Origin of the sequence: Nocardia sp. NPDC051911, assembly GCF_040681035.1 — a bacterium.
Taxonomy (GTDB): domain Bacteria; phylum Actinomycetota; class Actinomycetes; order Mycobacteriales; family Mycobacteriaceae; genus Nocardia; species Nocardia sichangensis.
On the sequence record NZ_JBFAXY010000004.1, the window covers coordinates 26,556 to 40,051 of the forward strand.

The window sequence follows — 13,496 nt, forward strand, 5'->3', positions numbered from 1 at the left end:
CTCCTGGACCGCCACCGGCGTGTGACGCCTCTCATTACCAGCCGGTAGTATGCGTAAATGCTGTGACCGACCACAATCGGCTCACGCGCCCTCTAGGGCGGTTCATACCGAGGGCAGTCCCGGTGGGCTGCCGTCGTGTCGGATGTCGCGATTAATCTGCCGGGCATGGTCAATCCCGATACGGCACTGCGCCGCCTTCTGCGCGAAACAGGAAAACTGCTACAGCCGTACGGGTTCCATGGCGTCGAGCCCACCTGGACACGAGTCGAGGCGCGCGGCGTCGCGTCCGTCGGCCGTACCCGCGTGACCCGCACATGGACCGACGGACAACAGGTCCTCGGCTTCGGGCTGACCTTGAAGGCCACCCCCACCCCGTGGTGGGAGTACTGCAACTGGCGCAACACACGACTGGGCCTGCCCCATGTACCGCTGGAATCGGCCAGCGGCCCCAACCTGATCGACACTCGCTCGCTGTCCGATGAACTGACCACGCCGTGGATCCTGCGGCTCGACCCAGCGCAGACGGGCCAGCAGGCGTTGCAATCCGACATCGACGCCATCCGCGGCCAACTTCCCCGCCGCGTGCACGCCTACGCCCGCAGAGCGCTACGGCTGCTGGAAGCCGATCACTACCTCGACGAGTTGTCGTCCCAACCCGATCCGGGCATCCGGACCTGGGAAGCGATCGTCGTCCTCCTCGCCGACCGCGGACCAGGACCGCGCCTCGACGAGGCCATACGCCGCTTCCAACAGTGCACCACGGGACCGGACGCCTCGGCCTACGCGGACGAAGTCGTCACTTACGCACGCACCCGAACAGCGGTCGGCGAAATCATCTGCGAGCGCTGAGTATGCGGATCGCGCCGGTGATCCGGCGATAATCGCGCCGATCAGGCTGAGGCCTATCTATCTTCGGCTCCCGGCGGCGCATGCGCACGACCGCGACGATGGGCGGACATCGACGGACCGGCCGGACGAGATCGTGACACCGGCAGTGGGCCCCGAACGGTCAGGAGGACCGAGCACGCCGGGGCAAGTGGGCTCGACCCGCGGGCCGGCTGGAGGTCGGGACGGCATCGGCGGCGCCGGGCGAGGTCGCCCCGGCCGGCGCGGCCACTTCGGAGCGGCGCAGTCCGGGGACACGACGTTCGGCCCGGCGGGAGACCGGCCCGATCGGGGGTCGACCGGGCATTCCCACTTCGACAACGGCATCTGGTCGCCGAGGTGTGAGCCGAGCCGTCAGCGGTATCCCGGCGCCGAGCCGATCGACAACGGACATCGTTTGTGAAGGAGGACCGAATCATGCGCGGAGTCGTCATGCACGCCCCCGGTGACGTGCGCGTCGAGCAGCGGGAGGACCCGAGGATCGTGGAGCCCACCGACGCGGTCATCCGCATCGCCGCGACCTGTATCTGCGGGTCGGACCTGTGGCCCTACCGCGGCATCGAGAAGCTGAGGGGACCCACCCCGATGGGCCACGAATACATCGGCGTGGTCACTGAGATCGGGCCGGAAGTGAGCACCCTGAAAGTCGGCGACTTCGTCGTCGGTTCCTTCTTCGCCTCCGACAACACCTGCGAGATCTGCCGCGCCGGCTATCAGAGCCGCTGCGTGCACAACGTACCGATCGGCATGATCGGCACCCAGGCCGAGCAAGCCCGGATCCCGCTGGCCGACGGCACCCTCGTCGTGGTCCCCGCCACCCCCACGCCCGAGCAGATCCCGCACCTGCTCGCGGCGTCCGACGTGCTCGGCACCGGGTGGTTCGCCGCCGTGGCCGCCGAGGCGGGTCCCGGCAAGACCGTCGCGGTCGTCGGGGACGGCGCGGTCGGGTTGCTGGCCGTGCTGGCCGCCGGGCAGCTGGGCGCGGACCGCGTCGTCGTCATGAGCCGCCACGCCGACCGCCAGGCTTTGGCCCGCAAGTTCGGCGCCACCGATATCGTCGCCGAGCGCGGTGACGCCGGTGTGGCCCGGATCAAGGAACTCACCGGCGGCCTGGGCGCGCACTCGGTCGTCGAAGCCGTCGGGACCCAGGAATCGATGGAACAGGCCATCCGGTCGACGCGCCCCGGCGGACACGTCGGTTATGTCGGGGTGAGCCACGATGTCGCGCTCGACGGCATGGAACTGTTCTTCTCCGGTGTGCACCTGCACGGCGGACCCGCGCCTGTGCGCCGCTTCCTGCCCGAATTGATCGACCTCATCCTCCGCGGCGACATCCATCCCGGCGAGGTCTTCGACCGCACCCTGCCCCTCGACGAAGCCGCCGAAGGCTACCGCGCGATGGACCAGCGCCGCGCCACGAAGGTCCTACTCACCCTGTGACACCTCGGGCCGCGCGCGATGCTTGCTCGGGATCGACGGCACCGCGCTGGTGGTGTGCGGAGAGGATGCGCTTCCTCGGCGCCGGCCGTACGGCGACCCGAAGCTTTCGGTCGGATTCCGATACCGCACCGCGCGTGAAGACGACATCGGTGGGTAGGCCACGGACGTGACCGAACCCGGAAACAAGAAGGCACCCGAACTGGGCGACCAGACCGATACCTCCCACCCCGACGACCTGGACCTCGAAACCTACGAAACCCCGCGGGACGAAGACCGCAACGAGGAGGCGGGCGCGGTGGAGCCGCCCGACTGAGCACCGTTTCGCCCATGGTGGCAGGGGAATTCATGCTCCATGGGTATTACCGTCGCCGTCACCGGACCGACCGGCGAGATCGGCATCTCCGCTGTCACCACACTCGAACGCGACCCGGCGGTGGGCCGGATCCTCGGCATGGCCCGCCGCCCCTTCGACCCCGCCGCGCACGGCTGGACGAAGACCGAGTACCGGCGCGGCGACATCCTCGACCGGGCCGCCGTGGACGCCTTGGTCGCCGACGCCGAGGTGGTGATCCATCTGGCATTCGTGATCATGGGCTCGCGGCAGGACAGCGCACGCGTCAATCTCGAGGGCACCCGCAACGTCTTCGAGGCGACGGTGGCCGCCGAACGAGCCCGCCGCCTCGTCTACACCTCCTCGGTCGCCGCCTACGGCTACCACCTGGACAATCCTTCGCCCCTCACCGAGGACGTGCCGCCCGAGGGCTCGACCGAGCACTACTACTCCCAGCAGAAGGCCGCCTGCGAAGCCGCGCTCACCGAGATCACGGCGGGCTCCGACCTCGAGGTGTTCGTGCTGCGGCCGTGCATCGTGGCGGGTCCGAAGGCACCGGCCCTGCACGACCTGCCGTGGGCGAAACTTCCCGGCCCGCTGCGCGCTCTGGCCCGCGCGAATCCGCTGTTCAAGCCGATCGTTCCCGACCCTGGACACCCCCTGCAACTCGTCCACCACGACGACGTGGCCACCGCCATCGCACTGGCCGCCACCGCGGACGCTCCGCCCGGCGCGTACAACATCGCGGGCGACGGCACCCTCAGCCTGTCCGACGTGGTGACCGCGCTGGGCGGCAGACCGGTGCGCGTCCCCGCCTTCGCCGCCACGGCGACCTCGACGGCCCTCACCTATCTCCCCTTCGTGCCCGCCACCCTCGAGTGGTTGCACATCGTGCGCACCCCCGTCGTCATGGACACCAACCGCGCGAAGCAGCATCTCGGCTGGAAACCGGCGTACACATCGGCCGAAACCCTCGCGGCGCTCGCCGCCGCCCGCTGACCCGGACGCAATCCGCCTGCCGCGGATCGACACTCAGTAGCAGGACCGGCTACCGCAGTGGATCAGTTCCGCACGGCAGGCCCGGATGGCGACGTTGCGCGACCGCCTGACGCTGCATGACTTTCGAGGACCGATGCTGCTGGACGACGGGTTGCGGCGGACGGGCTGCGGCGGACGAGTCGAGCGGAGCAATGCGGCGCCGTGGCGGGCGCCTCCGTCGCCATGCGTCCGGCCCGCATAAGTGGTCCGAATACGCCTCGGCGACTCAGGATTCGGTCAGATGCAGATCCCGCCGCCGCTGTTGGCGACTCGTATGGGTACGCACGGCGTCGAGGTATTCGGCGATGGCCTCCCGGTTGCGGGTGAGGCAGTCGATGCGCCGGGACATGCGGGTCAGTTCGTCCTCGAGCAGGGTGAGCATTTCCGGCGTCGCCTCGTCGAACATGATGGAGCAAGGCTGGTCGAGGCAGGGCAGGATCTGTTTGATGATGCGGGTGGGCAGGCCGGCGTCGAGCAGTCCCCGGATCTGGCGAACGCGGTCCACCAAACGCTCGTCGTAGGTGCGATAACCGTTGCCACAGCGCTGCGCCGCGATCAAGCCCTGCTCTTCGTAGTAGCGCAGCAATCGCCGAGACGTGCCGGTTCGCTCGGACAATTCTCCGATACGCATATGTGTTCCACCTCATACCGACCCGGGTTGACCATCACATAGATGTGAAGGTTCGAGCATAGGGCTCATGAAGATAGGCATCACCACCTTCGTCACCGACGAAGGCATCAGCGGTCCGAAACTCGGTGTGGCACTGGAGGAGCGGGGGTTCGAGTCGATGTTCTTGGCCGAGCACTCCCATATCCCCGCGAGCCGCAGGTCCCCCGCCCCGGGCGGCGGCGAGCTGCCGCGGCCGTACTACCGCGCGGTGGATCCGTTCGTCGCGCTCGCCGCCGTCGCGGCCGTCACCGAGCGGCTGATCCTCGGAACCGGCGTGACCCTGCTGATCCAGCGCGACGTCATCCACACCGCCAAGGAGGTCGCGACGCTCGACCTGATCTCCGGCGGACGCTTCGTCTTCGGCGTCGGCACGGGCTGGAATCGCGAGGAGATGGCCGATCACGGCACCGATCCACGCACCCGCGGCGCACTGCTGGACGAGCAACTCGCCGCCATCCGGGCGATCTGGACCGACGAACTCGCCGAATTCCACGGCCGGTTCCTGGATTTCGAGCCGATGTACGCCTGGCCGAAACCCGTGCAGCAGCCGCATCCGCCGATCTTCCTCGGCGGCGCGGAGGCAGCGGCCGAACGCGCGATCCGCCACGGTGTCGGCTGGATCCCTGCCGCTGTGACCGATCCCGCCGAAATCCCCGCTCAGCTGTCCCGGCTCCACGGGCACGACCTGCCGGTCACGGTCGCATTCGTCGCGACGGATCCTGCCCTGATCGAGGGCTATGCCGAGGCCGGAGTGCAGCGGTTGCTCTTCGGCCTGCCGACCCTTCCGGAATCGGAAACACTGCACGCCCTCGACGAGATCGCGAAGGTAGCCGACCGGCACCTGGTTTGATCCCGCCATGCTCGACTTGCCTTGACATCGACGGCAAGGTTTACCGTGACGACGCCGGTGTGGTGCGGAGATCGCGAGTACGGCGATGCGGGCTCACACCGGCTCCGCTCTCCATCCGAGATGCTCCGCCGCTGGATTCGCGCCGACGCGCATACGAAGGGATGTCTGTGAAATTCGCGATCAGCTACAGCACGCCGTTCAACGGGACCGACCCCGATCGGCTCATCAGGTTTGCCCAGCATGCCGAGGAATGTGGTTTCGAGGCCCTGTACGTGCAGGATCACATCGCGTTGTACCCCGGCGCGTCCTACGGCGCTGGAGAACTGCCCGCGACACTGCCCTACTTCGATCCACTCGACTGTCTGGGTTTCGTCGCCGCGGCCACGCGACGACTGCTGCTGGGCACCGGTGTCCTGTTGCTGCCGTATCGCCACCCCGTGGTGCTCGCCAAGCGCCTGGCCACCATCGATGTCTTGTCCAAGGGCCGCATGCGGCTGCTCACCGTCGGAATCGGGGCCCTGCCCGGCGAGGCGCAGGCGGTGGGGGTGGACTTCCACACCCGCGGCCGCCGCGCCGACGAGGCGATCGACGTGCTGCGCCTGCTGTGGTCGGGCGGTCCCGACGGCGTCGGCTATCACGGCGAGTTCTTCGACTTCGACGCTCTCTGCAGTTACCCGAAGCCGCTCGAGGTGGCCGGACTTCCGATCCACGTGGGCGGATCGAGCCGGGCTGCCGCCCGCCGCGCCGGACTGCGCGGCAACGGCTACTTCGCGGGCGGAATGCTGGAGGAGGCCGAGCGCGATCTGCAGATCGAGGTGGCGCGCAAGGCGGCCGCGGAAGCGGGCCGTGACCCGGCCGCCTTGGAGTACACGCGCTGGGGCTCGGCCGATCTGTCGGCCGAGCAGGTCGGGCAACTCGAAGAACACGGCGTGACCCGGATCGTGGTCAACCTGACCACGGCGAGCGCCGAAGAACAGCACGACAAGATGTCGGAATTCGCCGAACGGTTCGGTCTCGCATCGAAGTAGCAGGCGGCAGCCGATCCGCGAACGCTCACACCTTCCGGAAAATCCACTTCTCCCGGTCGCTTTCCCGGTTGATCAACAGCTGCGGTCGATTGTTCACGATCACCCCGATGACGAATTCGTCGTCGCTGGTCGCGATCGGAGAAATCTCCGGGAAATCCGGCAGGTCCCAGCCGTAATGCTCCTCGCTGCACACCAGGTGCCCATTCGCACGGATCGCCGCGAGATGGCCGCCCGTTTTCTTGTTGACGATGTCGAAATCGCCCTCTTCGGGGTTGGCCGGACAGGTCCACAGCTGCGCGTCGTCGTCGGCGGCACGCTGGCGCATGGTCACGCTGTCCGCGGTGCCGTCGACCGCGAGTGCTTGGCCCGTCTCGTAGTTGATGATCTGGTAAGTCGTGGCAGTCTTTTCGGCCATGGTCTCGTCCTCACTGTGTGAGCGCACCGCTACCGGGCTCGACACCGCCCGTGACGCTGCGCTGATCTCGTAGTCGTCGTCCAAGGCGAATCGCAGACAGCAAGTACAGCAGAAACGGCTCCACATCGGAGCGGATTCCCGCAGCTGTATCCAGATCGCCGTCTCCGCTCCTCGATGCGGGAGTAATTCATCCGAAAGAGGTGAGGGAACGCGCGGCCGCGAATTCATATGCTGCACCGGGCGAACGAGGTTCGCGCCATCGATTGCTGTCGAGCGCACGACCTGAAGGGAGACGACCGATGACCGATACCGGCATGGGAGCCAAGCGGAAGATCGTGTCTTTGTCCGCACCTACCGAGCAGCCGCCCGCCCAGAAGAGTTCGCCCGGCTGGTACAAGCTGTACAACGACACGGACGTGTACGTTTCGGTCTACCGGCAGGAATGGGACCAGCCCAAATCGCTGTTCATTCTCGCCCCCGGACAGACCAGCTCCGAGTACGAGGCGGGGCACGAGATCTACATCCTGTGGATCACCGATGTCGGCACCGAGTCGACCCCGATCACCTGGGACAGTTCCGGCGGTTTCAGCTGCGAGTACGTGCTGAGCGGGTACACGCAGGCGAACCAGGTGAACAACGTGAGCTCCTTCCAATAGGCGGGGCGATCAGGCGGGGCGATGAAGGCGCTGCGATATTTGGCCGAAAGTATGGATTTTCTGACCTCAGGTGTTTGGCATCGGTCTTTGTCCAGGTCATAGCGTTGTCGTCATGAGCACACCTTCGATCGTCATCATCGGCACCGGTTTCGGGGGGCTCGGCATGGCGATGGAACTCCAGCGTGCGGGCCTGCACGATTTCCAGATCCTGGAGCGGGCCGAGGACGTCGGCGGCGTCTGGCGGGAGAACACCTACCCCGGCGCGGGCTGCGACATCCCCTCGCCGCTGTATTCCTACTCCTACGCGCCGCGCACCGACTGGCCGAAGCGGTTCTCCCGGCAGCCGGACATCCTCGCCTACCTGCGCGGGATCGCTCGCGAGCACGATCTGCTGCCCAAGATCCGCTTCCGCGCCGAGGTCACCGAGGCCGAGTTCGACGACGCGACCGGACGGTGGACCGTGCGCACCGCCGACGGGGTCGAGCTGACCTGCGATGTGCTGATCTCCGCGGTCGGGCAACTCTCGCGGCCCGCGCTGCCGAACATCCCCGGCGTGGAGACCTTCCGCGGCACGGCCTTCCACTCCGCCGAGTGGGATCACGAAGCCGACCTGACCGGCAAGCGGGTGGCGGTCATCGGCACCGGCGCGAGCGCGGTCCAGTTCGTGCCCGCGATCGCGCCCTCGGTGGCGCAGTTGACGCTGTTCCAGCGTTCGGCCGCGTGGATCATGCCGAAACCGGACGTCGAGTACAAAGCCTGGCATCATCGCGCCTTCCGGCTGCTGCCGATCACCCGCCTGACCGAGCGGTTCGCGTTCTGGCTGTTCTGCGAGTTCCTCGCGCTGGGCATCGTCGACGTGCCGGTCATCCGCAAGCTGGTGACGCGGATCGGCCTGCGGCAGCTGAAGCGCCAGGTGGCGGACCCGGACCTGCGGGCCGCGCTGACCCCCGACTATCCGGCCGGCTGCAAGCGAGCGCTGTTCTCCAACGACTACCTGCCCGCGCTCACCCGCTCCAACGTGACGGTGGAGACCACCGCGATCGCCGAGATCACCCCGGAGGGCGTGCGCACCGCCGACGGCGCGCTGCACGAGGTGGACGCGGTGGTCTACGGCACGGGCTTCAAGGGCACCGAATTCCTTTGGCCGATGCGGATCTCCGGCCGGGGCGGCCGCAAGCTGGCCGACGAGTGGTCGCAGGGGGCCCGGGCCTACCGAGGCATCACGGTTCCCGGTTACCCGAACCTGTTCCTCGTCTACGGCCCCAACACCAACCTCGGCGTCGGTTCGATCGTCTACATGATCGAATCCCAGGCCCGCTATATCCGCCAGGCCGTCCAGCGTCTCGCCGAGCGGCCCGGCCACGTGCTCGAAGTGCGCCCCGATGTCGAGGCCCGGTTCGATCGCAGGCTGCAGCAGCGGCTCGACCGCACACCGTGGAACTTCTGCTCGAGCTGGTATCGCAACGCGGCCGGGCGAATCACCAACAACTGGCCGGGCACCGTCACCAGCTATCGGTGGCATACGCGCAAGGTCGACTTCGCCGACTACGACCCGAGGCGCGTCTCTTGACGCGACCCTCTCTGCGGCAACAACTTTCGACAAGTGGTGGAGATAAGATGACGTTCGACTACGACGTGGTGGTCGTCGGTTCCGGGTTCGGCGGCAGTGTGACCGCGCTGCGGCTCACCGAGAAGGGCTACCGGGTCGGCGTGCTCGAGGCGGGACGGCGTTTCGCCGACGACGAGTTCGCCACGACCTCCTGGGACGCGAAGAAGTACCTGTGGGCCCCGGCCCTTGGTTGCTTCGGCATCCAGCGGCTGACGCTGCTGAAGGACACCTTCATCATGGCGGGCGCGGGCGTCGGCGGCGGCTCGCTGGTGTACGCGAACACCCTCTACGAACCGCCGGACAAGTTCTACCGCGACCGCCAGTGGGCCCACATCACCGACTGGAAGGACGAACTCGCTCCGCACTACGACCAGGCCAAGCGGATGCTGGGCGTGACGACCAACCCCGCGACCACGCCGTCGGACCGCGTGCTGGCCGAGATCGCCGAGGAGATGGGCGTCGGCTCGACCTACCGCAGCACCCCCGTCGGCGTCCTGTTCGGCGGCAACGGCGCGCGGCCCGGTCAGGATGTGCCCGACCCGTTCTTCGGCGGCGCGGGCCCCGCCCGCAACACCTGCACGCACTGCGGCGAGTGCATGACCGGCTGCCGCCACAACGCCAAGAACACCCTGGTCAAGAACTATCTCTACCTCGCGGAGCTGGCCGGTGCGACGGTCCATCCGCTCACCACGGTGACCGATGTGCGTCCGCTGCCCGGCGGCGGCTACGAAATCTCCACCGTCCGCACCGGACGCTGGGTCCGCAGGGCTCGCCGCAGGTTCACCGCCGAGCAGGTCGTCTTCGCCGCGGCCGCGCTGGGCACCCAGAGACTGCTGCACCGGCTCCGCGACCGCGGATCTCTGCCGGACATCTCCCCGCGTCTGGGTGAACTCTCCCGCACGAACTCCGAGGAGCTGCTCTCGATACGCAGCCGCCGCAAGGACTCCGACTTCACCAAGGGGGTGGCGATCACCTCCTCGATCCACCCGGACGAAGACACCCACATCGAGCCGGTGCGCTACGGCAAGGGCAGTAACGCCATCGGCCTCATCGGCACCGCCATGATCGACCCCGATGGGCGGACATCGAAGCTACGCCTGTGGGCGCGAACCATGCGCAAGCTCGGACGCGACGCCTTCCACATCCAGAATCCGCGCGGCTGGTCGGAACAGATGATCGGGCTGCTGGTGATGCAGTCGGTCGACAACTCCATCACCACCTACACCAAACGCGGTCTGTTCGGTCGCAAGATGACCACCAGACAAGGTGTGGGCGAACCGAATCCGGCCTGGCTTCCGGCGGGGCACGAGGTGGCCCACCGGGTCGCCGACAAGATCGACGGCATCCCGGGCGCCGGTTGGAGCGCTCTGTTCGACATCCCGATGACCGGGCATTTCATCGGCGGCTGCGTCATCGGCGACTCCTCGGACGCCGGGGTGGTCGATCCCTACCACCGGATGCACGGGTACCGGGGACTGCATGTCATCGACGGTTCGACCATCTCGGCCAATCTCGGGGTGAACCCTTCGCTCACGATCACCGCGCAGGCCGAGCGCGCCACCGCCCTCTGGCCGAACAAGGGCGAGCCGGATCCGCGTCCCGAGCCGGGCGCGCCCTACCGGCGCATCGCCCCCGTGCCGCCGCGCAACCCCGTGGTCCCGGCCGACGCTCCGGCCGCGCTCCGGTTACCGATCATCGAGATCAAGGGGCCGTCCGACCGGTCCGAGCCGACGGCGGACACACGAGGCTGACCGACGGCCGGTATCGGCGGCTCTGCGAACCGCATCCCGCATTCGGGCCGTCGGACGCCGACGAGCGCGACAACAGGTGGTCGGCCCGGCCGTGATCGGACTCAGACCGGAACACCGCCATAGGTGCGCCGGTATCGCGCTTGGAGGAACGACAGTATCCCGAACGCCATCAGCCCGAGGGCCACAGCGATGAGCAGCCAAGGGCCCAAGGCGCTGTCGGCGAAATCATGCAGAACGGCGTCGACCCCTTTGGCGTTCGCCGGTTCGTAGTTCGCGGCCGCCACCACCGCGGCGAGTCCGATGCCGATGACGATGACGCCCCGCGCCAGATAGCCGATCCGGCCCAGCCATATCACGGCCTCCCGCGAAGCGCGGGTCATCCAGCCCATTCGCAGATCGTCGAGGAAGCCCAGCCGAATCCCGCGCAAGGTTATCAGGACGCCCCCGGCCAGGATGGCCAAGCCGAGGAGCAAGACGACCACTTGGCCGCCGCTCCAGCCGAGTATCCGGGCGGTCACATCGCGTGCGAATGCATCACTCGGCTGCGGTGTCCGGCCGGCCACGACGAACCTGAGAACGACGAAGAACGCTATGGCATAAAGGATTCCGAGGCCCAAGGCGCGCAGCCGGGGCCCGTTCGAACTCGTCGCGGGCGCGGCGGCGGCCTGCGCCAGCCGCCAGGCGGCCAGAGCCGCGAATCCGAAAACCAGAATCCACAGCAGCAGATAGCCCAGCGGCTTACCGGCGAGCGCCGCCAGCGCACCGCCCGCGGTCGGCTCGTGCTGCGCGGTGCCGACGGCCAGCATGAAGGCGAGAATGCCGATGACGATGTAGGCGATCCCGCGTGCGATGAAGCCGAAGCGCGCGGCCCCACGCAATCTGCCGGATCTCGCATACCTGCCCGTCCCCCGACGCTCGCGCCGCCGCCACCGGTCGCCATACCGGTTGCGCCATCCGCTTCCGTACCCGGTCCGCCACCGGCTGCGCCGCACTCCGCCGGTGCGGCGCCATCGGTATCTGTCAGCATTTCGGAACAAACTCATGGTTCTCACCTCTCCATGGACCGTATTGCCCACTTCGGGTGGAATAACCTTTCTCAAGAGCACTGGCTGTCGCGGACGCAGGCGAGCAGGAGCTGAGTGATGTCGGCCCGCGGGGGCGTCGTGGAGCGCGGCTGGGTGGCCAACGGGATCTGCGCGAAGTCGGCGGCGTGCGCGGCGCCGAGCTGGGTGGCGGAGCGGAAACCGTAACGCTGCCAGGCGATCGACTGGATCTTCGGATCCTGGAGCGCCGTGATCAACCGATGCGCCGGAGCGGTGAGGGCGAGGATCGGATTGCTGTTGAAGATCGTCGGGTCCGGATACAGCAGCCTGGCGTTCGCCAGCAGCGCCTCGGTGGCGGGGCCGTTGTCGCGGTAGCCGACCAGCTGTTGCAGGATCTGGTTCTCGTATCCGGCGTACAACGAGGCCGCTCCTTGGATGAGCCATTCCCGGAAACCGCCGTCGGAACTGTCGGACTGCAGACCCTGCGCGTCGTAGAGGCCGCGCACGGCGGGCAGTCCCGACCTGGCCTCGCTGACTGTCGGCGGCTGGAACACATCGCCCGAGGCGATGACCGTCAGTTCCAGTTGCAGCAGCGTGAATCCGGAATTCGAGGACTTCGGATCCGTGCTGGCGATCCGGATGGGACCGGCGAGGTCGGGCGCGCCGAGCGCGGTCCACCTCTGCTTGGGCAATACGAAGTCGAGCAGCAAGCGCTTGAAATCGACGATGTAGTAGGTGTTGTCGCGCCGCGCCACGATGCCCGCGCGAACCAGCGCGTCGGTCGCGGCCGCGCCCGCGTAGATCACTTCCGGCGTCTCGAGCACCGATTCGGCGCGGTAGTCCGGGAAGGTGGCGGTGTCGTGCGATGTCTCGAAGACGCTGCGCGCACTCGCCGAAGACGGCCACAGGCAGTCGATCTTCTGATTGCGCAGCTGCTCGGTGGGTATCTGCGCCAGGTCATAGGAACCGCGTTTGTCGAAGCGCACCTCGAGTCCGTACCGGTCGCGCAGGACGGCACGGACTTCGCCGTCGGCCATGAGCGACGATTTCTCCGATCCGCCCGAGCAGGTGAGCTGCTGGACTGCGGCCGGAGTGTCGTTCGAGTCGCGGATCACCACGACGCCAACGGCGATGGCGGTCACGGCGACCACGATCGCGATGAGGACGGGGAGGCGGGATCTGTTCATCGCTCCTCACTCGGGGGAAGCTGCAAAGGATTCATGAGTTCCAGGTGGGCCAGGTCCCGGAAGAAGGACGCCAGATCGGCCTCGCCGATTTGTTCGGCGCTGTGCGCGGCGAAAGCCTCGAAACCGGCGAGTGTGCGTCGGCTGCGGATCAGCAGCGCCTCGGCATCACGATAGGCCGACCTGTGGTCCTGGATCTCGACGTACCGCCGCAGCGCCGATTCCACACTGACCAGGTAGTCCAGCAGCTTGCGCGAGGTCATGGAAAGGCTTGCCGGATCGACGGTCTCGGTGCGATCGAGCAGGCGTGGGATGGTGCCACAGGCTCGCAGCAGGGCAACGCGTGTGTCGGCATCCGTGACGCGCGCGGCCAGTGTCGCCACCCGGCGGTTGGTCTCCGATACGCGCCGTCTCAGCCGACCGCGCCGAGTGACGACAGCGACCGATTGCCCGGCGAGGCCGGTGAGCACGGCCACGCCGACCGCGACCAGCGCCGCGCCGACCGGCGATCCGAGCACGGCGTACAGACCGAGGAAAGTGGGAACGAGCACGACCAGCGCCGCGATCACGGCGGCATTACTCGGCACCGGCCCCTC

At 67.7% G+C, this 13,496-nt stretch carries 14 protein-coding genes; 9 read left to right on the top strand and 5 right to left on the bottom strand.

Annotated features, from left to right (window positions below; translation table 11 throughout):
* Positions 1-165 precede the first annotated feature (165 nt).
* The 4 genes from AB0L97_RS06165 to AB0L97_RS06180 all read left to right on the top strand — a co-directional run bounded on the left by AB0L97_RS06165 (position 166) and on the right by AB0L97_RS06180 (position 3,655).
* A complete protein-coding gene (locus tag AB0L97_RS06165) occupies positions 166-849 on the top strand; it encodes a hypothetical protein (RefSeq protein WP_364425765.1) in 684 nt (227 codons plus the stop codon).
* 453 nt (positions 850-1,302) lie between these two features.
* Positions 1,303-2,325 carry a zinc-dependent alcohol dehydrogenase family protein gene (locus tag AB0L97_RS06170; RefSeq protein ID WP_364425767.1) on the top strand — a complete coding sequence of 341 codons (1,023 nt, stop codon included), beginning with the start codon at positions 1,303-1,305 and terminating at the stop codon, positions 2,323-2,325.
* Between the two features lie 166 nt (positions 2,326-2,491).
* Positions 2,492-2,638 (top strand): hypothetical protein, encoded by a 147-nt coding sequence (locus tag AB0L97_RS06175; RefSeq protein ID WP_355070689.1) that lies wholly within the window; start codon positions 2,492-2,494, stop codon positions 2,636-2,638.
* A 39-nt stretch (positions 2,639-2,677) separates the two neighbouring features.
* Complete coding sequence (locus tag AB0L97_RS06180; RefSeq protein WP_355070687.1) at positions 2,678-3,655, top strand: NAD-dependent epimerase/dehydratase family protein; 978 nt, start codon at positions 2,678-2,680, stop codon at positions 3,653-3,655.
* Positions 3,656-3,920: 265 nt separating this feature from the next.
* Here the strand turns inward: AB0L97_RS06180 and AB0L97_RS06185 are convergent, their stop codons facing one another.
* A complete protein-coding gene (locus AB0L97_RS06185) occupies positions 3,921-4,325 on the bottom strand; it encodes a MerR family transcriptional regulator (protein ID WP_364425770.1) in 405 nt (134 codons plus the stop codon).
* 67 nt (positions 4,326-4,392) lie between these two features.
* Here AB0L97_RS06185 and AB0L97_RS06190 point away from each other — a divergent pair, with 67 nt between their 5' ends.
* Together AB0L97_RS06190 and AB0L97_RS06195 are read left to right on the top strand one after the other, a co-directional pair.
* Positions 4,393-5,214: a TIGR03619 family F420-dependent LLM class oxidoreductase gene (locus AB0L97_RS06190; RefSeq protein ID WP_364425772.1), complete on the top strand. Its 822-nt coding sequence runs from the start codon at positions 4,393-4,395 to the stop codon at positions 5,212-5,214.
* 161 nt (positions 5,215-5,375) lie between these two features.
* Positions 5,376-6,242: a TIGR03619 family F420-dependent LLM class oxidoreductase gene (locus AB0L97_RS06195; protein ID WP_364425774.1), complete on the top strand. Its 867-nt coding sequence runs from the start codon at positions 5,376-5,378 to the stop codon at positions 6,240-6,242.
* A gap of 25 nt (positions 6,243-6,267) precedes the next feature.
* Here AB0L97_RS06195 and AB0L97_RS06200 read toward each other — a convergent pair whose 3' ends face one another.
* Positions 6,268-6,657: an RICIN domain-containing protein gene (locus AB0L97_RS06200; protein ID WP_364425776.1), complete on the bottom strand. Its 390-nt coding sequence runs from the start codon at positions 6,655-6,657 to the stop codon at positions 6,268-6,270.
* 299 nt (positions 6,658-6,956) lie between these two features.
* Here AB0L97_RS06200 and AB0L97_RS06205 point away from each other — a divergent pair, with 299 nt between their 5' ends.
* The 3 genes from AB0L97_RS06205 (at position 6,957) to AB0L97_RS06215 (ending at position 10,673) form a co-directional block, all read left to right on the top strand.
* On the top strand, positions 6,957-7,313 hold the full coding sequence (locus AB0L97_RS06205) for a hypothetical protein (RefSeq protein ID WP_355070678.1): 357 nt from the start codon (positions 6,957-6,959) through the stop codon (positions 7,311-7,313).
* A 112-nt stretch (positions 7,314-7,425) separates the two neighbouring features.
* Positions 7,426-8,883 (top strand): NAD(P)/FAD-dependent oxidoreductase, encoded by a 1,458-nt coding sequence (locus AB0L97_RS06210; RefSeq protein ID WP_355070676.1) that lies wholly within the window; start codon positions 7,426-7,428, stop codon positions 8,881-8,883.
* A gap of 47 nt (positions 8,884-8,930) precedes the next feature.
* On the top strand, positions 8,931-10,673 hold the full coding sequence (locus AB0L97_RS06215; RefSeq protein ID WP_364425779.1) for a GMC family oxidoreductase: 1,743 nt from the start codon (positions 8,931-8,933) through the stop codon (positions 10,671-10,673).
* Positions 10,674-10,774: 101 nt separating this feature from the next.
* Here the strand turns inward: AB0L97_RS06215 and AB0L97_RS06220 are convergent, their stop codons facing one another.
* The 3 genes from AB0L97_RS06220 to AB0L97_RS06230 form a co-directional block, all read right to left on the bottom strand.
* Positions 10,775-11,551: a DUF1206 domain-containing protein gene (locus AB0L97_RS06220; protein ID WP_364425781.1), complete on the bottom strand. Its 777-nt coding sequence runs from the start codon at positions 11,549-11,551 to the stop codon at positions 10,775-10,777.
* A 218-nt stretch (positions 11,552-11,769) separates the two neighbouring features.
* Positions 11,770-12,903: a hypothetical protein gene (locus AB0L97_RS06225; RefSeq protein WP_364425783.1), complete on the bottom strand. Its 1,134-nt coding sequence runs from the start codon at positions 12,901-12,903 to the stop codon at positions 11,770-11,772.
* Complete coding sequence (locus AB0L97_RS06230; protein ID WP_364425785.1) at positions 12,900-13,487, bottom strand: hypothetical protein; 588 nt, start codon at positions 13,485-13,487, stop codon at positions 12,900-12,902. The genes AB0L97_RS06225 and AB0L97_RS06230 overlap by 4 nt, the downstream gene beginning before the upstream one ends.
* Positions 13,488-13,496 lie beyond the last annotated feature (9 nt).